Here is a 21,824-nt window from a genome sequence, read left to right as displayed (position 1 = left end):
AACAGTCAGATCACCACATTACGCACAAACCGCGCCGCCACCGCCCCGTCATTGCGATAGGAATGCGGCTGGTTGCTGGCGAACATGAAGAACTCGCCGGCGGCGATGTGTTGCTGCTTATCGCCCAGGACCAGGGTCAGGCAGCCTTCAAATACGTAGAGCTGTTCGCTCCAGCCATCGGCGTCCGGTTGCGAGGGGTAAATTTCACCCGGTTGCAGGCACCATTCCCATTGTTCCACTTCACGGGTGGCGGTGGCTTTTGACAGTAAAACGGCTTTGCTGCCGGGGATCGCTCCGGCCCAAGCCACTTCGTTGATGCGACTCGGGTCGCGGGCATCCGGGGCCTGGATCAGATCGCTGAAGGCGACGTCCAGCGCTTCGGCCACGCGGTCGAGGGTGGTCAGGCTGACGTTTTTCTCGCCGGCCTCGATGGCCACCAGCATCCGGCGACTGACCCCGGACTTTTCAGCCAGGGCGGTCTGGCTCATGTCGGCGGCGTGGCGCAGACGTCGGACGTTCTGGCTGACGTGCTGGAGAACCGAAGCCCGTTGGGTGGAATCTTTGTGCACTATATTGCTCACTTGGTGGTGTTGCGCAGTATACTGCCCAACTTCCGGCGCATTGTGCGTCTCCCTCAGGTAGCGCGCAAGGTCATGACGTCGGTGAACTCCTCCCCTGCTTCCTCCCGTTTCTCACGGTTCAGCAAAGCTGAGTGCGTGTTGGTGCTGATTACCATGGTCTGGGGCGGGACCTTTTTGCTGGTGCAGCATGCAATGACCGTCAGCGGGCCGATGTTTTTCGTCGGTCTGCGTTTTGCCGCGGCAGCGAGCATCGTTGCCCTGTTCTCCTGGCGTCATCTGCGCGAACTGACCCTGTTCGAACTCAAGGCCGGGGCGTTTATCGGCGTGGCGATCATGCTCGGTTACGGCTTGCAGACCGTGGGTTTGCAAAGCATTCCCAGCAGTCAGTCGGCGTTTATTACCGCGCTGTATGTGCCGTTCGTGCCATTGCTGCAATGGCTGGTGCTGGGGCGGCGTCCGGGGTTGATGCCGAGCATCGGGATCATACTGGCCTTTACCGGGCTGATGCTGCTGTCGGGGCCTGCCGGCGCTTCGTTCAATTTCAGCCCTGGTGAAATCGCCACCTTGATCAGCGCCGTGGCGATTGCGGCGGAGATCATTCTGATCAGTACCTATGCCGGCCAGGTCGACGTGCGCCGGGTGACGGTGGTGCAACTGGCGGTGACTTCGGTGCTGGCGTTTTTGATGGTGGTGCCGACTCAGGAAGTGATTCCGGGGTTCTCCTGGTTGCTGTTGTGCAGCGCATTGGGCCTGGGCGCGGCGAGTGCGGCGATTCAGGTGGCAATGAACTGGGCGCAGAAAAGTGTTTCGCCGACGCGGGCGACGCTGATCTATGCCGGGGAGCCGGTGTGGGCCGGGATTGTCGGGCGGATTGCCGGGGAGCGGTTGCCGGCGATTGCGTTGGTGGGCGCGGGATTGATTGTGGCGGCGGTGATTGTCAGCGAGTTGAAGACTAAGGGTAAGGTCGCTTCGCCTGAAGAAGAGTTGGAGCAGGAAAGCACAGGGATAGCCCCCATTTCTACGTTGCTTGATAGACAGCCATCGCGGGCAAGCCCGCTCCCACAAGGTCTGGAGGGGGACACACGATTTGCGTACAACCAAAATCTCTGTGGGAGCGGGCTTGCTCGCGATGGGGCCGGGACAGGCGAAATCGCGCTCCCTTAAACAATGATAAACAGGAATTTTCCGCCTACCTTGTAGGATTCTGCGACAGCTTGGCGTTTGGTGATCCAGGAGCTGGCACGTATGATGCTTCACAAACTTCCGCAGATTAGAAGCCTATGTCTCTGATAGTTCTACTGCTTCTGCCTTTCATCGGCAGCTGTCTGGCAGCCTTGCTGCCGCACAATGCGCGTAACACCGAATCGCTGTTGGCTGGCCTGGTTGCCTTGATCGGCACCGTCCAAGTCGCCCTCTTGTACCCGCAAATCGCCCATGGCGGCGTGATCCGCGAAGAATTTCTTCTGGCTACCGAGCCTGGGCCTGAACTTCGTTCTGCGCATGGACGGTTTCGCCTGGCTGTTCTCGATGCTGGTGCTGGGCATCGGCACCCTCGTTTCGTTGTATGCCCGCTACTACATGTCACCGGACGATCCGGTGCCGCGTTTCTTCGCGTTTTTCCTGGCGTTCATGGGCGCCATGCTGGGGTTGGTGATCTCCGGCAACCTGATCCAGATCGTGTTTTTCTGGGAGCTGACCAGGCCTCTTCTCATTCCTGTTGATCGGCTACTGGCACCACCGCGCCGATGCCCGACGCGGCGCCTACATGGCGTTGATGGTCACCGGTGCCGGCGGCTTGTGTTTGCTGGCGGGGGTCATGCTGCTCGGCCATGTGGTCGGCAGCTATGACCTGGACAAGGTCCTGGCCGCCGGCGATCTGATTCGCGCACATGCCCTCTACCCTATTCTGCTTCCCCTGATCCTCATCGGCGCGCTGAGCAAAAGTGCGCAGTTCCCCTTCCACTTCTGGCTGCCTCACGCCATGGCGGCGCCGACACCGGTTTCGGCGTATCTGCACTCGGCGACCATGGTCAAGGCCGGGGTGTTCCTGCTCGCACGCCTGTGGCCGTCGCTGTCCGGCAGTGAAGAATGGTTCTACATCGTCAGCGGGGCCGGCGCCTGCACCCTGTTACTCGGCGCTTACTGCGCAATGTTCCAGAACGACCTCAAGGGCCTGCTGGCCTACTCGACCATCAGCCACCTGGGCCTGATCACTTTGCTGCTGGGCCTGAACAGTCCGCTGGCCGCCGTCGCCGCGGTGTTCCATACTCTCAACCACGCCACCTTCAAGGCCTCGCTGTTCATGGCCGCCGGGATCATCGACCACGAAAGCGGCACCCGGGACATTCGCAAACTCAGCGGCCTGATCAAACTGATCCCGTTCACCGCCACCCTGGCCATGGTCGCCAGTGCCTCCATGGCCGGCGTGCCGCTGCTCAACGGTTTCCTGTCGAAAGAGATGTTCTTCGCCGAAACCGTGTTCATCAACGCCACGGCCTGGATCGAGATGACCCTGCCGATCGTCGCGACCATCGCCGGGACGTTCAGCGTGGCTTACTCCCTGCGCTTCACCGTCGACGTGTTCTTCGGCCCGACCGCCACCGACCTGCCGCACACCCCGCACGAGCCGCCACGCTGGATGCGCGCGCCGGTGGAATTGCTGGTGTTCACCTGTCTGGTGGTGGGGATCTTCCCCGCTCAAGTGGTCGGCCCGTTGCTCGCGGCGGCGGCATTGCCGGTGGTAGGCGGCACGCTGCCCGAGTACAGCCTGGCGATCTGGCATGGCTGGAACGCGCCGATGATCATGAGCCTGATCGCCATGTCCTGCGGCATCATCCTTTATCTACTGCTGCGCAATCAGCTCAAGCGCGGGCGCTTCACGCACCCGCCGGTGATCAGCCACTTCAACGGCAAGCGCCTGTTCGAGCGCAGCCTGGTGCTCATGATGCGCCTGGCCCGTCGTCTGGAGCGGCGGATCAGCACTCGGCGCCTGCAAACCCAACTGTTTCTGGTGGTACTCGCCGCGGTACTCGCCGGATTGATCCCGATGCTGCACAGCAGCTTGAGCTGGGGCGACCGGCCGAAAATCCAGGGCTCGATTGTGTTCGTGATCCTCTGGTTGCTAGCGATTGCCTGTGCCCTTGGCGCGGCGTGGCAAGCCAAGTATCACCGGCTCGCGGCCCTGACCATGGTCAGCGTCTGCGGCCTGATGACCTGCGTGACCTTCGTCTGGTTCTCGGCGCCGGACCTGGCCCTGACGCAACTGGCAGTGGAAGTGGTGACCACGGTGCTGATCCTCCTCGGTCTGCGCTGGTTGCCACGACGGATCGAAGAGGTGTCGCCGTTGCCGAGCAGTCTGCGCAAGGCACGCATCCGCCGCATCCGCGACTTGCTGCTGTCGATCACGGTCGGTGGCGGCATGGCGCTGCTGTCCTACGCGATGCTGACCCGCCAGACGCCCAACGACATTTCCTCGTTCTACCTCAGTCGCGCCCTGCCCGAAGGCGGCGGCAGCAACGTGGTCAACGTGATGCTGGTGGACTTCCGTGGCTTCGACACCCTCGGCGAAATCACCGTGCTGGTGGCGGTGGCCCTGGCCGTGTTCGCCCTGCTGCGACGCTTCCGTCCACCGAAAGAAAGCCTGCAACTGCCGGCCCAACAGCGCTTGCTGGCGCCCGACGTGGTCACCGACCTGGTCAACCCGCGTCACGCCAGCGACACCGCGCTCGGTTTCATGATGGTGCCGGCGGTGCTGGTGCGTCTGCTGCTGCCGATTGCGTTTGTGGTGTCGGTCTACCTGTTCATGCGCGGGCACAATCAACCGGGAGGCGGTTTCGTCGCCGGTCTGGTGATGTCGGTGGCGTTCATCCTGCAATACATGGTCGCCGGCACCCAGTGGGTCGAGGCGCAAATGAGCCTGCGACCGCTGCGCTGGATGGGCACCGGGCTGCTGTTTGCCACGGTCACCGGGCTCGGGGCGATGGCGGCCGGGTATCCCTTCCTCACCACCCACACCTGGCATTTCACACTGCCGTTGCTGGGCGACATTCACATCGCCAGCGCGCTGTTCTTCGACATTGGCGTGTACGCCGTGGTGGTCGGCTCGACGCTGTTGATCCTGACCGCCCTCGCCCACCAATCGGTACGCGGCCATAAAACCAGCGCGCAACCCAAGCCCGTGGCCAAAGCGGCTGCCACGCAAGGAGCCATCTGATGGAAGAAGTCATCGCAATCGCCATCGGTGTGCTGGCCGCGTCCGGCGTGTGGCTGGTGCTGCGGCCACGGACGTTCCAGGTGGTCATGGGCCTGTGCCTGCTGTCCTACGGCGTCAACCTGTTCATCTTCAGCATGGGCAGCCTGTTCATCGGCAAGGAGCCGAACATCAAGGACGGCGTGCCTCAGGATTTGCTGCACTACACCGACCCGCTGCCGCAAGCGTTGGTGCTGACCGCGATCGTCATCAGCTTCGCCATGACCGCGTTGTTTCTGGTGGTGCTGCTCGCCTCCCGGGGGCTGACCGGCACCGACCATGTGGATGGCCGGGAGCCTAAAGAATGAATCCGATAGCGCACCTGATCGCTGCACCGATTCTGCTGCCGCTGCTGACCGCCGCGGTGATGCTGATGCTGGGCGAGAAACACCGCCCGTTAAAGGCCAAAATCAATCTGTTCTCCAGCCTGCTGGGGCTGGGCATTGCCGTGATGCTTCTGCAATGGACGCAAACCACCGGCGTGCCCGGTTCCATCGGTGTGTACCTGCCCGGCAACTGGCAGGTGCCGTTCGGTATTGTGCTGGTGGTCGATCGTCTGTCGGCGCTGATGCTGGTGCTGACCGGGATCATCGGCGTCAGCGCCCTGCTGTTCGCCATGGCGCGCTGGGACGGCGCCGGTTCGAGTTTCCATGCGCTGTTCCAGATTCAGTTGATGGGCCTGTACGGCGCCTTCCTGACGGCAGACCTGTTCAACCTGTTCGTGTTCTTCGAGGTGCTGCTGGCCGCCTCTTACGGGTTGATGCTGCACGGATCAGGCCGGGCTCGGGTGTCGTCGGGGCTGCATTACATCTCGATCAACCTGCTGGCCTCGTCACTGTTTCTGATTGGCGCGGCGCTGATCTACGGCGTTACCGGCACACTGAACATGGCCGACCTGGCGCTGAAAATCCCGTTGGTGCCGCAAGCCGATCGCGGCTTGCTGCATGCCGGCGCGGCGATTCTGGCGGTGGCGTTCCTGGCCAAGGCCGGGATGTGGCCGCTGAACTTCTGGCTGGTGCCGGCCTATTCCGCGGCCAGCGCGCCCGTGGCGGCGATGTTCGCGATCATGACCAAGGTCGGCGTCTACACCTTGCTACGCCTGTGGACGCTGCTGTTCTCCGGGCAGGCCGGGGCATCCGCGTACTTCGGTGGCGACTGGCTGATCTACGGCGGCATGGCGACCATCGTCTGCGCCGCCGTGGCGATTCTGGCCGCGCAACGCCTGGAACGCATGGCCAGCCTGAGCATTCTGGTGTCGGCAGGCATTCTATTGTCGGCCATCGGTTTCGCCCAGCCGAACCTGATCGGCGCGGCGCTGTTCTATCTCGTCAGCTCGACCCTGGCGTTGAGCGCGCTGTTCCTGCTGGCCGAGTTGATCGAGCGCTCGCGTTCGGCCAATGAAATGCCGCTGGACGATGACGGCGAGCTGCTTCCACGGCCGCTGGAATCCTTGCAGCCGCCCAAAGGCTTCAACCTCGATGACGAACAGAAAGCCGTGGTCGGCCAGGTGATTCCCTGGACCATGGCTTTCCTCGGTTTGAGCTTCATCGCCTGCGCCTTGCTGATCATCGGCATGCCGCCGCTTTCCGGGTTTATCGGCAAACTCAGTCTGCTCAGCGCCCTGCTCAATCCGCAGGGGCTGGGTAATGGCAGCGACGAACCGATATCGAATGGCGCGTGGGCGCTGCTCGCCCTGTTGATCCTGTCCGGACTGGCCTCGCTGATCGCTTTCTCGCGTTTGGGCATCCAGCGTTTCTGGACCCCGCAAGAGCGGCCATCGCCCTTGCTGCGGCGCCTGGAATGCGTGCCGATCGTCATTCTGCTGGGGCTGGGCATTGCGCTGACGTTCAAGGCTGAACCGCTGCTGCGCTACACCCAAGCGGCGGCCGATGCATTGAACAACCCGCAGCAATACGTGATGGCGGTGCTCGAAACCCGTGTAATTCCAGGCCCGCAAGCCAAGACAGCGCTGCTGGAGGTGCAACCATGAAGCGTCTGTTTCCTGCACCTTGGTTGTCATTGGCGCTGTGGCTGCTGTGGCTGGTTTTGAACCTGTCGATGAGCCCCGGCAATCTACTGCTGGGCGCCATGCTGGGGTTCTGCGCACCGTTGATGATGCGCAAGCTGCGGCCGCTGCCGATCCGCATTCGTCGTCCCGGGGTGATCCTGCGTTTGTTCTTGCTGGTCGGGCGCGACGTGCTCGTGTCCAACCTCGCCGTGGCCTGGGGCGTGCTCAACGCGGGTCGTCGTGCGCCTCGCTCGCGGTTCATCAAGGTGCCGCTGGATTTGCGCGATGCCAACGGCCTGGCGGCGCTGTCGATGATCTGCACGGTGGTCCCCGGTACGGTCTGGTCGGAACTGGCGCTGGATCGCAGCATTCTGTTGCTGCACGTTTTCGATCTGGATGACGAAAGCCAATTCATCCAGCACTTCAAGACGACCTACGAGCGCCCCTTGATGGAGATCTTCGAATGAGCGCATTGCTGTCGAACGCGATTCTGCTGAGCCTGTTCATCTTTTCGGTGGCGATGATTCTGACCCTGATCCGCCTGTTCAAGGGCCCGTCGGCTCAGGACCGGGTTCTGGCGCTGGATTACCTGTACATCATCGCCATGCTGATGATGCTCGCGCTGGGGATTCGCTATGCCAGTGACACCTACTTCGAGGCGGCGCTGCTGATCGCCCTGTTCGGCTTCGTCGGCTCGTTTGCCCTGGCCAAATTCCTGTTGCGTGGCGAGGTGATCGAATGAGACCTGAACTGTCTCTGTGGGTGGAAATTGCAGTGGCGATTCTGCTGGTGCTCAGCAGCCTGTTTACGCTGATCGGTGCGGTCGGGTTGCTGCGGATGAAGGATTATTTCCAGCGCATGCACCCGCCGGCGCTGGCCTCGACCTTGGGCGCGTGGTGCGTGGCACTGGCTTCGATCATTTATTTTTCGGCGCTCAAGTCGGCACCGGTGCTGCATGCCTGGCTCATTCCGGTTCTGTTGTCGATCACCGTGCCGGTGACTACGCTGCTGCTGGCCCGGGCGGCGCTGTTTCGCAAGCGCATGGCGGGGGATGATGTGCCGGCTGAGGTGAGTAGTCGGCGGACGGAACCCGGGAGTTAAGTTCAGAAGTTTTTGTTGATTGGGCTGACCTCATCGCGAGCAGGCTCGCTCCCACAGGGGTTTTGTGAACACTGAAGATCCAATGTGGGAGTGAGCCTGCTCGCGATGGCAATAGTCAGGTCGGCTCAGATCCAGGCCACTGCCAACAACCCAGCCCCCAACACCACACACAACGGCGAATACGCCCACGTATCCAGCCGGGCAAACCTCGAGCCCTTCTCCTGCTTGAAGAACCCCACCAAATTCGAATCGCCGATCGCCCGGGCAAACATCAGCATCGCGATCGCGCTGATCACCCATTGCAGCGACCAGTGATGCACCGTGGGCAGATACAGCCCGACCCGCAGGCACACCAGCATCGCGATCAACAGTAAACCCACCGCCACCAACAACGTGACAAAGCCCGACGGTTTGAACGCGGGCCTTGATGCCTCACCGCCCTCCACGGGCACGCGCGGCACCGCCGCCTCGCTGCCCCACTTGCCACCCGCCGCCCAATACAGGTGGACCAGGCTGATGAATAGAAAGATTGCAGCAATCCATTGCGCGACCAATAGGCTCATATTCAGACATCCAGTGTGAAATGTCGCAGCAGGATGAACTTCCTTGCGGTTTTTTGTAAGGGCATTCGCTATCGAACAGTAGTTCGGCTGCAAATACGGTTAAAAGCGGGATTTATGTTTACCCGAGAATTTCGGGTGTACATAAATCGGGTCTATTTCAGTGCGGCAGACACTTTGTCCGCCACATCCTTCGGCACCCAGGCCTGCCACATATCCGGGTGCGCCTTCATGAACGCCTCCGCCGCTTGACGTGGCGGGGTGTGTTTTTCGCTCATGTCAGCCAGGGCCTTGTTCAACGCTTCGATCGGCAAATCGACCTTGGTGAAGAACTCGGCAATCTGCGGGTACTGTTTCTGGAATGGCGTGGACACGCCGATGGACAGCTTCGAGGGCAACGAGCGAGTCGGTTTCGGATTGGGGTGGTCGGCGTCGGTCAGGGTTTTCCAGGCTTCGGCGTCGAACGGTGGTTCTTGCAGCTGAATCAGCTTGAATCGGCCGAGCAACGGCGTTGGCGACCAGTAATAGAACAGGACCGGCTTGCCGCGACGAATCGACGAACTGATCTCTGCGTCCAGTGCCGCCCCCGACCCACTGCGAAAGTTCACGTAACTGTCGTCCAACCCATACGCCTTGAGCTTCTGCTTGTTGACCACTTCTGACGTCCAGCCGATCGGGCTGTTGAGAAAACGCCCCTTGCCCGGGGTTTCCGGGTCTTTGAACATGTCTTTGTAGCGTGGCAGATCACTGATACTGCGCAGGCCCGGCGCCATCGGCTTGATGCCCTTGGCCGGGTCGCCCTTGATCACATACTCCGGCACCCACCAGCCCTCGGTGGCACCCCTGACCGTATCGCCCAGGGCCGCGACTTTGCCCTCGGCCTCAGCCTTGACCCAGACCGGGCTGCGACCGGCCCATTCTTCGCCAATGACCTGAATGTCATTGTTGGCCAAGGCGGTTTCCAGGGTAATGGTCGTCCCCGGCAAGGTGTCGGTCGGCAAGCCGTAGCCCTGCTCGACGATGATCCGCAGAATCTCGGTGATCAGGCTGCCGCTTTCCCAGTTCAGGTCGGCGAAGTGGATCGGCGCCTGGGCGGCGACTACCGGAACGGGTGAAACCAATAACCCGACCGTGGCCAGGGTAGCGGCCAATAACCGTCGAATTCCCTTCATGCTTTTGCACCTCGTGCTGTTCACAGCAATAGCAGGATGGCCTGACAAAGAAGACCGCAAGCCTCTCAAGACTCAGTCAACTGACTGTAGTAGAGGTTTCTGCTTTCGAGGGACGAGGATTATTTTTCGCAAGAGTCCTGCAAGCGCGCAAGCTCCCTTCTGACCATGCTGGCGTACGCCGCCGGACGCAACAGGTAGATCTGTGACGCCACCCAACTCAGCCAGGTTCCCTGTAGAACGGCCTTTTGAGCCAACAGACGCTGCGCCTCGGCGTGGGCACTGGCCTGGTTCTGTTCGTGGAAATCGGCGCGGGTCAGGGTCATTACTCGCTGGCCTTGAAGGTCACCAGTTCGCCCTTGCGCCACTTGGCGGCCTTGGCGGTCACGGCTTTCAGGGTTTTGGTCAGGCCTTCCTGCAATTGTTGATGGGCCGCGAACACCATCACCACGCTATGACCTTCCTTGAAGACAATGCCGTGGCCGTCTGCGGTGGTCACGAACGCGTAATCCCCCAGCCCGTACACCGTCAGCTTGATTTCTCGGAACTTGATGTCCAGCTTGCCGCCTTCGCGGCTAGGCAATACGGAGGCGCTGAAATGATCGCCGACCTTGAGTTTAAGCCCTGGTTTGTCATCCACCACCAGCGCTGATTCAGTGTCGAGCTCGGCAATGTAAATGCCTTCAGCGTTCTGCTCGGTGATGTAGACGAAACGTGACTGAAACTGTTTAACCAGCTTTGCGCGCAAATCACCCAGTACGAACAAAGCATGCATATCGAGATTACTTACTGCCAAGGAAACATCCCCACATCTGAAAATGACGCCATGCACCGGAAACGCGCACAGCAGAAAAAAGCGGCAATGCCGAGGTGTAGCCAAATGACCCGGGTTGAATCCTGGAATGAGCAGAGGGCCCATTCCTCGCGAGGTTTGAGAAGATTACTGGAACATCCCTCACGTCGTCTTGCCTGGCGGTCGTCAGATGTTGAAGGAAAACGCCCTTCTGACGGCCAGACAAAACCGGATTACCAACTTTAGGGAAAAATCTCTTTAAAAAAAGCACTTTTCCGACATATCGCCAGTAAAAAATTGCTTTAGATGGGCATCAATCGCCAACCATTGATGGCGATTCTAGAGCAGCCATGCTCACCGAGACTACCCATAACAACGTACACACGTCGGTAAAACCACGAAAAGGACTTCATATGTGCACACTGACTCACTTCGCCCAGCCTCATACTCGACACACAAACGGCTCGTCGCCTCTGCATTCGAGGGTGCTCCGCCAGCAGGATTTCCTGCCTGAAGAGCGTCTGCTCCCACGTTTTCAGGTGGTATTGGCCGGCAACGCCTTTTTCCACATCAGGGAAATATCCACCGGACGTGTAAGAGGTTTCCGCGGCGATCATAACGAGGCCTGCGCCCTTGCCCGTTCACTCGAGGCACGCAGCTGACCATCCACTTCCATGGACGTTTCGTCATGTCGGCGACTTAACTCAGCCGCCGGCAGGCAACTACTGCCATACTGCCCGGCCAATGAAACCCGTCCTCTGGGCGGACGGCGTTCAACACAACAACTATTTCCAAGGGAAGACTGCTACGTGACGGAATTTGATATCGGTGAATTTTTTATCCGGGGCGAAGCCAGAGAGGTCGAAGGCGAATTCCAGGCAGTCATTATCATGCGCGCCAAACCGCCGTTGACCACTGTGACGTATCACCAGGTCGAAAAGGATCGCTGGTTCAAGACCGCGGATGTCGCGGCCATCGCCGCCCAGGAAGCCGCGAAAGCCCTGAAGCTTGCCGTCGATGATGGGGCATTGAAAGCCTGATCACCGGATTTGCAGTCTATGCTGATCCCTGCTTTTGAATATCGCTATCGAACTCCTGAAGCGCGGCTCTCTCAGATGCCTCTCAGATGCAACGAAGCCGCACCTCGGATCTCGCACTCGACGCGACGAATTATCTGCAAGGAGATGAAGATGGACTCACCCACACATGATTTGAAAGGCCTGTTCGACCAGCTCGGTCTGGACTCCAGCGAAAAGGCTATCGACGATTTCATTGCCCGTCATTCACCCTTGCCCGATGACAAGAAACTCATCGACGCCGAGTTCTGGACCCCGCAACAAGCCGGTTTCCTCAAGGAACAACTGCGTGAAGACGCCGATTGGGCGCATGTGGTCGACGACCTGAACCTGCGTATGCACCAGATCCACTAGCCAGATTCACTCTGTGGAGCGAGGCTTGCCCACGAAGACGGTGTGTCATTCAACACTGATGCCGACTGATACACCGCCTTCGCGGGCACGCCTCGCTCCAGGTCATGCTGTTCACCTAAGCTCAGCGAGGTTTTTCCGGTTTGTAGCCCAAGCGCAAACCACCCCAATGCCGGCCCTTGAGCATGATCGGCACCGACAGGTCGTGCATCAGTTCACCGGTGTCGCGGGTGTAAGTCTGCAACAGCACGGCCTGTTGATGGCTGCCACAGCGGATCCCGGTGCGGTCGGCGAATTTGCGCTTGGTGCGGTTTTGCAGGGTATCGACCTGCACATCACCGGTCAGCGGCTGGCTGAACACGGTGTTGTGGGTCGGCACATAACCCTGCTGCGTGCAGGCGATGGCGAACACCAGGCCTTCATGGCGCGGCAGCAACGGCTCCTGAATCGCTGGCAATACCTGATCGGTGTAGCGGTCGAAGCGGGTCTGGTATTTGGCCGGGCTGGTGTTGGGGATCGCCTGGTAATTGCGATCAAACAGGTCATCGAGGCTGATCCGGCCCTGATCGACATCCGCTTCGAAGCGTGCCGCAATCTGACTCGCCCCTTCGCGGGCCAGGTCGTAAATTCGCTGGTGATAGTCATCCAGTCCGACTTCGGCCAAACGTTCGCTGATGGTTTCGGCCTGCCCTTCCATCTGCACCGCTGCCTGGGCGAGCCGCTGGGTCTGCTGGTCGCTGATCGCCAGATCGCTGCGCATCTGTTCGATGGCGTGGAACAGACTGTCGAGCTGTTCGCGGTTGGTGTCCGCGCCCTGAGCGATTTCCCCGACCTGTCTTTCGACCCCGGCGGCCAGACGCGCGATGTTTTCCAGGTGCTGCCCGGTGTGCTCGACTTGTGCAACACCGGTATTCAGATCGCTCGCCAGTTGACGAATCTGCTCCACCACTTGCGCCGTGCGTTGCTGAATGTCGGCGACCATCTCCCCGACTTCACCGGTCGCGGTCGCCGTGCGCGCGGCCAGCCCCCGCACCTCATCGGCCACCACCGCAAAGCCGCGACCGTGCTCGCCGGCCCGCGCCGCTTCAATGGCCGCGTTCAGCGCCAACAAGTTGGTCTGGCTGGCGATGGACTGGATCACCAGCGTGACCCGCTGGATATCGTCGCTGCGCAGGCTCAGGGCTTCGATCAACTCGCGGCTGCTGCTGGCGCGCTGACTGAGTTGATGCATGCGGGCAATGGACTCGACCAGTTCCGTGCGCCCTGCCGCGCTGCTTTGATGAGCTTCACTGGCGGCGTTCAAGGCTTCTCGACTGAGTTTCGATGTAGCGTGTTCGGTGGTGATCATCACTTCGGCGCTGCTGACAATCTGCGCCGCGGCGTTGAGCTGCGATTGCAGTTTGTCCGCCAGTTGCTTGACCGAATAGGCCACGCCGGCGGCCGACAAGGCGTTATGACTGGTGGTGTAGGAGAGATCGCGAGTCAACCCGGCGATGGCGCTGGTGCTGTCCGTAGCGGTCGCCTCAGGGAGAGTGCGCGAGCGCAGGCGCGGCAGCCAGATAATCAGCACAGCCAATGGCAGGCCAAGGTAAAGCGACCAGCCAGCCAAGGCCATGCCGCACAGCAACAGCATCAGGGCGATGCTTTGCAGGGTCGGCGTCAGCCAAAGGTTTTTCGGCAAAAGTACTGGTGCAGGCATTGCTTCAACCAGAGATCCGTCCCTCGTCATCGTTGTCACCCCACGCGTCTTCTAATTGTTGTGATCGGATTAAACGCCACTACAAAGCCATTATCTATGGTCCATTAGTCGTGGGTGTTGAAGCAGATCAATAGAAAGTGCGGGGGGTGTTTTCGCAGACGTCGAAAAGCATCGCGGGCAAGCCCGCTCCCACAAGGTCCGTGTTGAACCTGTGGGAGCGAGGCTTGCCCGCGATGGGGGGCGCTACTGAATCAGGCCTGACGCTGGTGCTTGTCGATCTGTTCGTGACGCTCTTGAGCTTCGATGCAGTACTTGGTGGTCGGGCTGATCAGCAGGCGTTTCAGGCCGATGGCCTCGCCGCTGTCGTCGCACCAGCCGAAGCTGTCTTCCTTGATGCGTTCCAGGGCCTGTTCCAACTGAGGCAGCATGCGCTGGTCGCGATCGATCGCGTTTACCAGCCAGGTGCGCTCTTCTTCGACGGAAGCCGCGTCAGCCGGATCGGCCGGGGTGTCCAGGCTCTCGATGGCGATGCGATTCTGTTCGATGCGCTCATGGGTTTCGACTTTCATGTTCTGCAACAGCTCGGAGAAAAAAGCATGTTGCTCGGCATTCATGTAGTCATCCGCCGGCATGGCCAGCAACTTGTCCTTTGTCATTGATATCTCTATAAAAAAACGTGCATTAAGGCGAATTAGGGAGCGATCCGTTGAACCTGAAGCGGTCATTGGAAAGGCGCCGTTTATTCCAAGCGCCACCCGGCACTCAATTTACGAGGGGCGGCAGTCTAAGGCCGACTTGAGGCCTCAGCAACTGAAAAGACAGCAAATCTGTCCGACAAAGTCCTGAAAGTGCGCTACGGCAGGCTTTGAGGTGCTTATCGGAGTGCGTTTATAACAAGAAATTCAGTCCAGCGGCTGTATATAGAAGACAAATGGCTGCGCCACGCGGGTCAGGCGTGGCGCATTTTCGCATTTCGTCCGGCTTCAGCGCTTGAGTTTGCGCTTGTTCCGGTACTGGTCGATGACCACCGCCACCACAATAATCAGCCCCTTGATGATGTCTTGAATATAAGCATCAACACCGACAAAGGTAAAGCCGCTGGCCATGACCCCGAGGATCAACGCGCCGATCACGGTGCCGGTAATCCGCCCGACGCCACCGGCCAGGCTGGTGCCGCCGATGACCGCCGCGGCAATTGCGTCCAGCTCATAAGACATACCCATCCCGGCCTGCCCGGTCGCGGCCCGCGCCGACGCCACCACCCCGGCCAAGCCTGCAAGCAACCCGGCGATGCTGTAGACGATCACCAGATGCCGCTTGACGTTGATCCCGGAGGTGCGCGCCGCCTGCATGTTGCCGCCGATGGCGTAGGTGTACTTGCCGTACTTGGTATAGCGCAGGGCGATGTGAAAGATCACCGCCACCACCAGAAAAATGATCACCGGCATCGCGCCGTGTCCGATGGCCGTGTAGGAATCCGAGAGCATGCTCACCGGCTGACCTTCGGTGTAGTAACGCGCCAGGCCGCGGGCCGAGACCATCATGCCGAGGGTGGCAATGAACGGCGGAATCCCGGTGATCGCAATGATGCTGCCGTTGATCGCCCCCGCCAGCAATCCCACCCCAAGCCCGACGATCACTGGAATCCACACCGGCAAGTCAGTCAGGGACGGAAACACCGCCCGGGCAAAATCCGAGGTCTGGGCCAGGCTGGCGGCAATCATCGCCGACAGCGCCAGCACCGAACCGGAGGACAGGTCGATACCGGTGGTGATGATGACCTGGGTCACTCCGATTGCCAGCAGGCCGATGATCGACACTTGCAGGATCATCAGCACCAGACGCTGAGAGTTCATCAGGAAGCTCTGGTCCCGCACGATCCAGCCGAACATTTCGAAGACCAGGCCAATGCCGATCAGCACCAGGAAGATACTCAACTCGGTCGGAAGGCGCCGGCGACTCTTGACCGGTGCCACTGCAGGCTTGTTTTCCAGTATCGCGTTCATAACCACTCACCCTTCTATTGCGTCATCGACGGCAGCCATGGCCACCGCCGGCATCCATTAGTGAACCGCGGACATGCCCGAGGCCAGTTGCATCACCCGTTCCTGGGTCGCTTCGCTGCGGTCAAGGGTGCCCATCAGGTCGCCCTCGTGCATGACCATGACCCGGTCGCTCATGCCCAACACTTCCGGCAGCTCCGAGGAAATCATGATCACCGCCATGCCTTCGCTGGCGAGGTAGGAGATAAGCCGATAGATCTCGGCCTTGGCGCCAACATCGATGCCCCGGGTCGGTTCGTCGAGAATCAGGATTCGCGGGTTGGTCATCAGCCAGCGCGCCAGCAACGCCTTCTGTTGATTACCGCCGGACAAGGTATCGATGCACTGCTCCAGCGATGGCGTCTTCACCCGCAGCTTCTTGCACATGTCTTCACACAACGCCCGCAGGGCTTTCTGCTGGATGAAGCCGTTGCCGACGTAATGGGGCAAGACTGCCATTTCCATGTTCTCCAGCACCGACAGGCACGGGAACAGGCCGCTGAGCTTGCGATCTTCCGTCAACAGCGCGAAGCCCTTCTCGATCGCCATGTGCGGATCGCTGATGCGCACCACTTCCCCGTCGAGGCGGATTTCGCCACCGTCACTTGGGGTGATGCCGAAAATCGCTTCGGCGACATTGGTCCGCCCCGAGCCCATCAACCCGGCGATACCGAGGATCTCTCCCGCATGCAGGTCGAAGGAAACATCCTTGAAAATGCCGTCCAGCTTAAGATCGCGCACCGACAGCAACAGATCGCCGATCGGCTTCTCGCGCACCGGGAACAACTGGCTCAGCTCGCGGCCGACCATCATTGAAATCAGGCTGTCGCCGTCCATGCTGTCGGCCCGTTGCAGGCCGATGTAGGCACCGTCACGGAACACCGCCACTTCATCGGCGATGCTGAACACTTCGTTCATTTTGTGGGTGATGTAGATAATGCCTTTGCCCTGGCTCTTGAGGTCGGCAATGATCGAGAACAGATGCGCGACTTCCTTATCGGTGATGGCCGAGGTCGGCTCGTCCATGATCAGGACGTCGGAGTCATAGGACACAGCCTTGGCGATCTCGACCATCTGCCGTTCGGCGATGCTCAGGTTGCCCACCTGCTCTTCCGGGTCAAGGTTGATCCGCAGACGCTCCAGCAGCTTGGCGGTGCAACGGTGCATTTCGCGATGGTCGATCATGTGCAGGCCGTTGAGCTGTTCGCGGCCGATCCAGATGTTCTCGGCGATGCTCATGTGCGGCATCAGGTTGAGTTCCTGGTGGATCATTGCGATCCCGGCCTGGAGCGCAGCCAGCGGTGTTTCGAAGACCACCGGTTTGCCCCGCAGGCGCAACTCGCCGGCGTCCGGCTGGTAGATGCCGGCAATGATTTTCATCAGGGTGGATTTGCCGGCGCCGTTCTCGCCCATCAGCGCCAGTACGGAACCGGGACGCACCCGCAGCTGTACGTCGGACAAGGCCACCACACCGGGAAACCCCTTGCTGACGTTGATGATCTCCAGCAGGTACGGCTCATCGACAGGTGTTGCAGTTGGCTGGACACCCATTAACGGGGTGCTCGAAGCAGTCGCTGAAGCGAACATGATCAGGTACTCCATCAGCAAGGTCGCGTGGCAACCTTGCGTGCTTATTGTTGTTATCGAACGGACGGACTATTTGAAGGTGTCGACGTTTTGCAGCGTGATCAGGCGATACGGCACCCACACGGCTGGCTCGACCGGTTCGTTCCTGGCCATTTTCACCGCCGTGTCGATCGAACCGTCCGCCTGACCCTTGGCATCCTGGAACACCGAGACCAGCAGAGAGCCCTTCTTCACCGCGTTCAAACCGTCGGGCGTACCGTCGACACCGGCGATCAGCACACTGCCTTTGGCGACACCAGCCTGTTGCAGGGCCATGGCCGCGCCAATCGCCATCTCGTCGTTGTTAGAGACCACCGCGTCGAATTTGCGGCCCTGGGTCAGCCAGTCGTTGACCAGGGTCATGCCCTTGTCCCGCGACCAGATGCCGGACTGCTCTTGCTCGATCTTGATGTTCGGGTACTTGGTCAGCACCTCTTTTACGCCCTTGGTGCGGTTGGTGGTGGAGTTGTTGGCCAAATCACCCAACAGAATCACGATGTCGCCCTTGCCGCCCATTTTTTCGGCCAGGTACTGCATCTGCATCTGGCCGGCCTCCAGATCGTTGGAGGCGACAGTGACCACGCCTTTGGGCAGGTTCAGGTCATCGGGACGACGATTGACGTACACCAGCGGAATACCCGCCTTGACTGCTGCTTCAGTGATTTTTTTAGTGGCGGCGGTATCCACCGGGTTGACCACAATGGCGTCAACCTTCTGACTGATGAAGCTTTCTACCTGGCTCAACTGCCTGACCACGTCGCTGCGGGCGTCTTCGAACTGCAGCTTGACGCCATCGGGATAGGACTTGGCTTTGGTGTCCATGGATTCGCGCAGGTAGGTCAGCCAGGTGTCATCGAACTGCGACATGCTGACGCCAATCTTCATGTCAGCGAGTGCGGCGCCGCTGGCGAACATCAGGGACAAGGCCAGTGAGGCGAAACGGATCTTGGTCTTCATGAAAAGTCTTTCTCCACATTCTTGTTGGTTTTATGGATAAGGCGTGACGATTTCAGTGAGTGGGCAAGCGGACAATCGGTGCCCCCGGAATACAGCAAACCAGGGCGCCGTTGCGTTCGACGCAAAGCAAGCGAAAGAAGGAATGAAACGAGACGCGAGGCAGGTCGCGAGAGAGGTGCAGCGCGGAACGTAAAACATGCAGAGCAGAGTTGAAGGTTTTCATCGACGGTACCTGGCTTTTGTTTCTTGTTTTTGGTGCGTCCTTCACTCGTTCAAAGCCTGCTTGAGCGTGATCGGACGTTGATAGTCGGCAACCTGGAAACGACTTTATTGGAAAATAATTTCTATATCAACTCATTTTAGAATTTTATTCTGATTTTATTCCATGGCCCTCGAACGGGATCAATGCCACCACTTGATGGCGCTCAGAGCTGAGCCGCGCAGCGTCTAGCACGCGGGTGGTCGCCAGTGCATCACGGGCGTCGACCGGCAGTGGGCCACCGCTCTGTAACGCGGTTTGTAGCTGCAAATAGAACTGGTTCCAGCAGCCACGCTCGGATGGCACCCGCTCACGCACCTCGCCCTGCTCGAACCAGCCCCAGCGCCGGTGCTCTTCGACGCCCCAGCGCTCGCCTTCGGATTTGGGCGTAAGCCCGGCCAGGGTCGACGCCTCCTGCCCGTCCAGACCGTCGACGCTGTAGCAGCCCTGGGTGCCGGTCACGCGAAAGCGCGGGCCGGGGGTGTTTTGCAGGCAACTGCCGCCCAGGTGCGAGATCACGCCATTGGCATGGGTCAGGGACATAAAGAAGCCATTGTCGAAGGGCTGGCCTTTTTCGAGGTAATCCAGTTCGGCGTAAACCCGGGTGACGGGGCCGAACAACAGGAGCGCCTGATCCACCAGATGGCTGCCCAGATCGCGCAGGAAGCCGCCGCCGCTGCCGTTGTTCACCGACTGTGGCGAATAGCGCTCAATCCGCGATTCGAAACGGGTGACCTGGCCCAGCGCACCGGACTCAATGAGTTTGCGCACGGTGAGAAAATCCGAATCCCAGCGCCGGTTCTGGTAGACGCTCAGATGCACGCCCTGACGCTCGGCCATGGTGATCAGGGTTTGTGCCTGTTGCATATCGGCGGCGAACGGCTTGTCGCTGACCACCGCCACATTGTGTTCGATGGCGTCGAGCACCAGCGCCGGACGACCTTTGAGCGGCGTGGAGATCACCAGCACATCGACCCCGGCTTCGACCAGTTGGCCGATGCTGTCGAAGGCCGGCACGCCGGGATGTTCCGCCGCCAGCAGGTGTCGGCGCTCGGCAGAACGGGTGACCACGCCCACGAAGGTCGCCGCCGGCAGACTGCTGATCAGCGGAGCATGAAAAAACCGGCCGCCATGGCCGTAACCGACAAGTCCGATACGCATGAAAGTATTCTCCTTATATGATCGTTCCCACGCTCTGCGTGGGAATGCCGCCATGGACGCTCTGCGTCCGCTTTGTGACGCAGAGCGTCACGGGATGCATTCCCACGCGGAGCGTGGGAACGATCGGCTACAGGTTTTGTGTAGGTCGGTCAGCGGCAGAGTTCGCTTTTGACGCGTTCGAGCATCATGCGGTTGGACTCGTCCGGCCGGTCTTCCCAGGCGAATACCGAGACGGTAGCGATGCCATCGAACTTGATCTCGCGCAAAGTGCCGAAAAACGCTTCCCAGTCGACCTCGCCCTGGCCGATGTCCAGATGCTGGTGCACGGTGGCGGTGACGCCCGGCGGGTTGACGATGTAGCGCAAGCCCGAGGAAGCCTTGTGGTTGTAGGTGTCGGCGATGATCAGGTGGTTCAGCTTTGAGCCGGCATACTTGAGCATCGAGGCGATATCACCGACACCGTCATCATAGAAAAACGTGTGTGGCGCGGCGTAGAGGTAGTTGATCCAGTCCCGGTCCAGACCGCGGATGATGTCCACCGACTCGTTATTGTGCTCGCAGAAATCGTAAGGGTGGGCCTGGATGTCGAGCTTGATGCCTTCGCGTTCGAACTCGGGGATCAACTCATCCATGGAGCGCATGAACTGGTTCTCGCACACCAGCGGGTTGTCCGACTGGCCGGTGAACTCGGTGTTGACCAGCTCGCAGTCCATCTCCACGGCAATCTGGATCGCGCGCTTCCAGTTACGCACGGCAGCCACGCGCAGGCCTTCATCGGCAGCGGCCCAGTGGTACATCGGTAATAAAGAAGAGAGTTTGACCCCGGTGTCGCTCAGGGCTTTGCGAAATTCCTTGATCCGCGCCTTGTCGACCCGGGGGGCTTTATAGAACGGCAGGAAATCTTCCCGGGGCGACAGCTCGATGTGTTCGTAACCGAGCTCGGCGACCTTGTCGACCATCTTGCCCAGGGACAGGTTGCGGTACATGTAGGGGTCTAGTGCGATGCGCATTTTTTTTGTTCTCCTTAACCAGGGTCTGAACCCAGACACCCATCCTGTGGGAGCGAGGCTTGCCCGCGAAGGCGTCGGTACATTCAACATTGATGTCGGCTGAACGTCCGCCTTCGCGGGCAAGCCTCGCTCCCACAGGGGGATGGGTTTAGCCGTAGAAGCGGGGGCGGTCTGGCAGGCCGACTTTTACGATTTGGCCGCTGCTTTGTGCTTCGATGCAGGCATCAGCCGCCACTGCCGCCGCGTAACCATCCCACGCCGACGGCCCGCCGACCTGCCCGGCGCGCACGCCATCGATGAACGCCTGCAACTCGACGTCGTACGCGGCGATGAACCGGTCCTTCCAGTCCATCAGAATCGCATTGGACAGCTTCGCCCCGCTGCGCAACTGAACCTGCGACGGCTCCGGCAGTTTGGCGATCCCCGTCTCCCCCACCACTTCGCACTGGATGTCGTAGCCGTACTGGCAGTTGACGAACACTTCCACGTCGATGCGCGTGCCCTTGGCGGTTTCCAGCAGCACGATCTGCGGATCTTTCAAATGGGCGTGGGCCTTGCTGGTCTTGCGCGGGAACACCACTTGCACCGACACATAGTCGTCGTCGAGCAACCAACGCAACACGTCCAGCTCATGGATCAAGGTGTCGGTGATCGCCATGTCAGTCTTGTAGTTTTCACCCACGGTCGGGTTGCGGTGAGCGCAATGCAGCATCAACGGCTCGCCGATCTGGCCGCTGTCGATCACGGCTTTCAACGCCCGATACCCTTCATCGTACGGGCGCATGAAACCCACCTGCACCAGCCGTTTGCCATGGGCCACTTCAGCCTCGACGATTTTGCGGCAGCCCTCGGCAGTGACCGCCAGCGGCTTCTCGCAGAACACCGGTTTGCCCGCCGCAATCGCTGCCAGCACGAATTCTTCGTGGCTCGGGCCCCAGGAGGTCACGAGGATCGCTTCGACTTCCGGTGCCTTGATCAACGCGTGGCCGTCGGGATAGACCTCGGCGGTCAGCTTCAAATCTGCAACGACCTTGACCGCTTGCTGCAAATTGATGTCGGTGACTGCGACGACCTGGCTGTTGAGCAAGGTCTGGCTGCAACGGCGGATATGGTCCTGGCCGATGGCCCCGGTGCCAATAACTCCAAGCTTCAAAGACATTTAAAGACTCCCAGATTTGTTGT

The 21,824-nt window shown here is 60.1% G+C and carries 21 protein-coding genes and 2 pseudogenes; 10 read left to right on the top strand and 13 right to left on the bottom strand.

Going from position 1 to position 21,824, the window contains the following annotated elements:
• Positions 1 to 5 precede the first annotated feature (5 nt).
• On the bottom strand, positions 6 to 569 hold the full coding sequence (locus tag PSH65_RS12610; RefSeq protein ID WP_305426480.1) for a helix-turn-helix domain-containing protein: 564 nt from the start codon (positions 567 to 569) through the stop codon (positions 6 to 8).
• On the opposite strand from PSH65_RS12610, the pseudogene PSH65_RS12605 reads away from it, so the two are divergent.
• The 7 genes and pseudogenes from PSH65_RS12605 to PSH65_RS12575 form a co-directional block, all read left to right on the top strand.
• Positions 564 to 1,580: pseudogene (locus tag PSH65_RS12605) on the top strand (DMT family transporter); the annotation flags it as partial. The gene PSH65_RS12610 and the pseudogene PSH65_RS12605 sit on opposite strands and share 6 nt — an antisense overlap.
• A gap of 281 nt (positions 1,581 to 1,861) precedes the next feature.
• Positions 1,862 to 4,794 (top strand): annotated as a pseudogene (locus PSH65_RS12600) (monovalent cation/H+ antiporter subunit A).
• A complete protein-coding gene (locus PSH65_RS12595) occupies positions 4,794 to 5,138 on the top strand; it encodes a Na+/H+ antiporter subunit C (RefSeq protein ID WP_008029186.1) in 345 nt (114 codons plus the stop codon). Before PSH65_RS12600 ends, PSH65_RS12595 begins: the two are co-directional and overlap by 1 nt.
• Positions 5,135 to 6,820: a monovalent cation/H+ antiporter subunit D gene (locus tag PSH65_RS12590; RefSeq protein WP_305426479.1), complete on the top strand. Its 1,686-nt coding sequence runs from the start codon at positions 5,135 to 5,137 to the stop codon at positions 6,818 to 6,820. Before PSH65_RS12595 ends, PSH65_RS12590 begins: the two co-directional genes overlap by 4 nt.
• Positions 6,817 to 7,305, top strand: coding sequence for a Na+/H+ antiporter subunit E (locus PSH65_RS12585; RefSeq protein ID WP_258615581.1), 489 nt, complete (start codon positions 6,817 to 6,819; stop codon positions 7,303 to 7,305). Before PSH65_RS12590 ends, PSH65_RS12585 begins: the two co-directional genes overlap by 4 nt.
• Positions 7,302 to 7,580 carry a K+/H+ antiporter subunit F gene (locus PSH65_RS12580; protein ID WP_052966881.1) on the top strand — a complete coding sequence of 93 codons (279 nt, stop codon included), beginning with the start codon at positions 7,302 to 7,304 and terminating at the stop codon, positions 7,578 to 7,580. The genes PSH65_RS12585 and PSH65_RS12580 overlap by 4 nt, the downstream gene beginning before the upstream one ends.
• A complete protein-coding gene (locus PSH65_RS12575; protein WP_052966880.1) occupies positions 7,577 to 7,939 on the top strand; it encodes a Na+/H+ antiporter subunit G in 363 nt (120 codons plus the stop codon). Before PSH65_RS12580 ends, PSH65_RS12575 begins: the two co-directional genes overlap by 4 nt.
• A gap of 125 nt (positions 7,940 to 8,064) precedes the next feature.
• On the opposite strand, the gene PSH65_RS12570 is transcribed toward PSH65_RS12575, so the two are convergent.
• The 4 genes from PSH65_RS12570 to PSH65_RS12555 all read right to left on the bottom strand — a co-directional run bounded on the left by PSH65_RS12570 (position 8,065) and on the right by PSH65_RS12555 (position 10,464).
• A complete protein-coding gene (locus tag PSH65_RS12570) occupies positions 8,065 to 8,502 on the bottom strand; it encodes a DUF3995 domain-containing protein (RefSeq protein WP_305426478.1) in 438 nt (145 codons plus the stop codon).
• Between the two features lie 152 nt (positions 8,503 to 8,654).
• Complete coding sequence (locus tag PSH65_RS12565; protein ID WP_305426477.1) at positions 8,655 to 9,671, bottom strand: ABC transporter substrate-binding protein; 1,017 nt, start codon at positions 9,669 to 9,671, stop codon at positions 8,655 to 8,657.
• Between the two features lie 119 nt (positions 9,672 to 9,790).
• Positions 9,791 to 9,994, bottom strand: coding sequence for a hypothetical protein (locus tag PSH65_RS12560; protein WP_305426476.1), 204 nt, complete (start codon positions 9,992 to 9,994; stop codon positions 9,791 to 9,793).
• Complete coding sequence (locus PSH65_RS12555; protein WP_007907879.1) at positions 9,994 to 10,464, bottom strand: hypothetical protein; 471 nt, start codon at positions 10,462 to 10,464, stop codon at positions 9,994 to 9,996. Before PSH65_RS12555 ends, PSH65_RS12560 begins: the two co-directional genes overlap by 1 nt.
• 410 nt (positions 10,465 to 10,874) lie before the next feature.
• On the opposite strand from PSH65_RS12555, the gene PSH65_RS12550 reads away from it, so the two are divergent.
• The 3 genes from PSH65_RS12550 to PSH65_RS12540 all read left to right on the top strand — a co-directional run bounded on the left by PSH65_RS12550 (position 10,875) and on the right by PSH65_RS12540 (position 11,891).
• Positions 10,875 to 11,123 carry a hypothetical protein gene (locus PSH65_RS12550; protein WP_305426981.1) on the top strand — a complete coding sequence of 83 codons (249 nt, stop codon included), beginning with the start codon at positions 10,875 to 10,877 and terminating at the stop codon, positions 11,121 to 11,123.
• Between the two features lie 147 nt (positions 11,124 to 11,270).
• The gene (locus PSH65_RS12545) at positions 11,271 to 11,501 is read left to right on the top strand and encodes a hypothetical protein (protein ID WP_305426475.1); all 231 of its coding nucleotides are present in this window, start codon (positions 11,271 to 11,273) and stop codon (positions 11,499 to 11,501) included.
• 150 nt (positions 11,502 to 11,651) lie between these two features.
• Complete coding sequence (locus PSH65_RS12540) at positions 11,652 to 11,891, top strand: DUF2789 domain-containing protein (RefSeq protein ID WP_237881734.1); 240 nt, start codon at positions 11,652 to 11,654, stop codon at positions 11,889 to 11,891.
• A gap of 121 nt (positions 11,892 to 12,012) precedes the next feature.
• Here the strand turns inward: PSH65_RS12540 and PSH65_RS12535 are convergent, their stop codons facing one another.
• From PSH65_RS12535 to PSH65_RS12500, 8 genes are all read right to left on the bottom strand, one after another.
• Positions 12,013 to 13,236, bottom strand: a complete 1,224-nt coding sequence (locus tag PSH65_RS12535) for a methyl-accepting chemotaxis protein (protein WP_370694697.1) — start codon at positions 13,234 to 13,236, stop codon at positions 12,013 to 12,015.
• Positions 13,237 to 13,838: 602 nt separating this feature from the next.
• On the bottom strand, positions 13,839 to 14,243 hold the full coding sequence (locus PSH65_RS12530) for a TraR/DksA family transcriptional regulator (protein ID WP_007907888.1): 405 nt from the start codon (positions 14,241 to 14,243) through the stop codon (positions 13,839 to 13,841).
• Positions 14,244 to 14,570: 327 nt separating this feature from the next.
• Positions 14,571 to 15,593: an ABC transporter permease gene (locus PSH65_RS12525; protein ID WP_095055795.1), complete on the bottom strand. Its 1,023-nt coding sequence runs from the start codon at positions 15,591 to 15,593 to the stop codon at positions 14,571 to 14,573.
• A gap of 57 nt (positions 15,594 to 15,650) precedes the next feature.
• Complete coding sequence (locus tag PSH65_RS12520; protein WP_123494373.1) at positions 15,651 to 17,216, bottom strand: sugar ABC transporter ATP-binding protein; 1,566 nt, start codon at positions 17,214 to 17,216, stop codon at positions 15,651 to 15,653.
• A gap of 69 nt (positions 17,217 to 17,285) precedes the next feature.
• Entirely contained in the window at positions 17,286 to 18,212 is a 927-nt protein-coding gene (locus PSH65_RS12515; protein WP_305426473.1) for a sugar ABC transporter substrate-binding protein, read from the bottom strand.
• Between the two features lie 367 nt (positions 18,213 to 18,579).
• Positions 18,580 to 19,632: a Gfo/Idh/MocA family oxidoreductase gene (locus PSH65_RS12510; protein ID WP_305426472.1), complete on the bottom strand. Its 1,053-nt coding sequence runs from the start codon at positions 19,630 to 19,632 to the stop codon at positions 18,580 to 18,582.
• Between the two features lie 149 nt (positions 19,633 to 19,781).
• Positions 19,782 to 20,642 (bottom strand): sugar phosphate isomerase/epimerase family protein, encoded by an 861-nt coding sequence (locus PSH65_RS12505; RefSeq protein WP_305426471.1) that lies wholly within the window; start codon positions 20,640 to 20,642, stop codon positions 19,782 to 19,784.
• Between the two features lie 148 nt (positions 20,643 to 20,790).
• Positions 20,791 to 21,801, bottom strand: a complete 1,011-nt coding sequence (locus PSH65_RS12500; protein ID WP_305426470.1) for a Gfo/Idh/MocA family protein — start codon at positions 21,799 to 21,801, stop codon at positions 20,791 to 20,793.
• Between the last annotated feature and the right edge of the window lie 23 nt (positions 21,802 to 21,824).

The organism is Pseudomonas sp. FP603, assembly GCF_030687415.1.
Lineage (GTDB): Bacteria > Pseudomonadota > Gammaproteobacteria > Pseudomonadales > Pseudomonadaceae > Aquipseudomonas > Aquipseudomonas wuhanensis.
This window is presented reverse-complemented; position numbering and strand designations above follow the sequence as displayed.

Excerpts from the sequence above, each read along its gene's own strand:
- PSH65_RS12550 (WP_305426981.1), top strand. The coding sequence starts at position 10,875 with ATGTGCACACTGACTCACTTCGCCCAGCCTCATACTCGACACACAAAC.
- PSH65_RS12595 (WP_008029186.1), top strand. The coding sequence starts at position 4,794 with ATGGAAGAAGTCATCGCAATCGCCATCGGTGTGCTGGCCGCGTCCGGC.
- PSH65_RS12525 (WP_095055795.1), bottom strand. The coding sequence starts at position 15,593 with ATGAACGCGATACTGGAAAACAAGCCTGCAGTGGCACCGGTCAAGAGT.
- PSH65_RS12570 (WP_305426478.1), bottom strand. The coding sequence starts at position 8,502 with ATGAGCCTATTGGTCGCGCAATGGATTGCTGCAATCTTTCTATTCATC.
- PSH65_RS12505 (WP_305426471.1), bottom strand. The coding sequence starts at position 20,642 with ATGCGCATCGCACTAGACCCCTACATGTACCGCAACCTGTCCCTGGGC.
- PSH65_RS12540 (WP_237881734.1), top strand. The coding sequence starts at position 11,652 with ATGGACTCACCCACACATGATTTGAAAGGCCTGTTCGACCAGCTCGGT.
- PSH65_RS12535 (WP_370694697.1), bottom strand. The coding sequence starts at position 13,236 with ATGATCACCACCGAACACGCTACATCGAAACTCAGTCGAGAAGCCTTG.
- PSH65_RS12510 (WP_305426472.1), bottom strand. The coding sequence starts at position 19,632 with ATGCGTATCGGACTTGTCGGTTACGGCCATGGCGGCCGGTTTTTTCAT.
- PSH65_RS12575 (WP_052966880.1), top strand. The coding sequence starts at position 7,577 with ATGAGACCTGAACTGTCTCTGTGGGTGGAAATTGCAGTGGCGATTCTG.
- PSH65_RS12590 (WP_305426479.1), top strand. The coding sequence starts at position 5,135 with ATGAATCCGATAGCGCACCTGATCGCTGCACCGATTCTGCTGCCGCTG.
- PSH65_RS12515 (WP_305426473.1), bottom strand. The coding sequence starts at position 18,212 with ATGAAGACCAAGATCCGTTTCGCCTCACTGGCCTTGTCCCTGATGTTC.
- PSH65_RS12580 (WP_052966881.1), top strand. The coding sequence starts at position 7,302 with ATGAGCGCATTGCTGTCGAACGCGATTCTGCTGAGCCTGTTCATCTTT.
- PSH65_RS12520 (WP_123494373.1), bottom strand. The coding sequence starts at position 17,216 with ATGTTCGCTTCAGCGACTGCTTCGAGCACCCCGTTAATGGGTGTCCAG.
- PSH65_RS12560 (WP_305426476.1), bottom strand. The coding sequence starts at position 9,994 with ATGACCCTGACCCGCGCCGATTTCCACGAACAGAACCAGGCCAGTGCC.
- PSH65_RS12585 (WP_258615581.1), top strand. The coding sequence starts at position 6,817 with ATGAAGCGTCTGTTTCCTGCACCTTGGTTGTCATTGGCGCTGTGGCTG.
- PSH65_RS12500 (WP_305426470.1), bottom strand. The coding sequence starts at position 21,801 with ATGTCTTTGAAGCTTGGAGTTATTGGCACCGGGGCCATCGGCCAGGAC.
- PSH65_RS12530 (WP_007907888.1), bottom strand. The coding sequence starts at position 14,243 with ATGACAAAGGACAAGTTGCTGGCCATGCCGGCGGATGACTACATGAAT.
- PSH65_RS12565 (WP_305426477.1), bottom strand. The coding sequence starts at position 9,671 with ATGAAGGGAATTCGACGGTTATTGGCCGCTACCCTGGCCACGGTCGGG.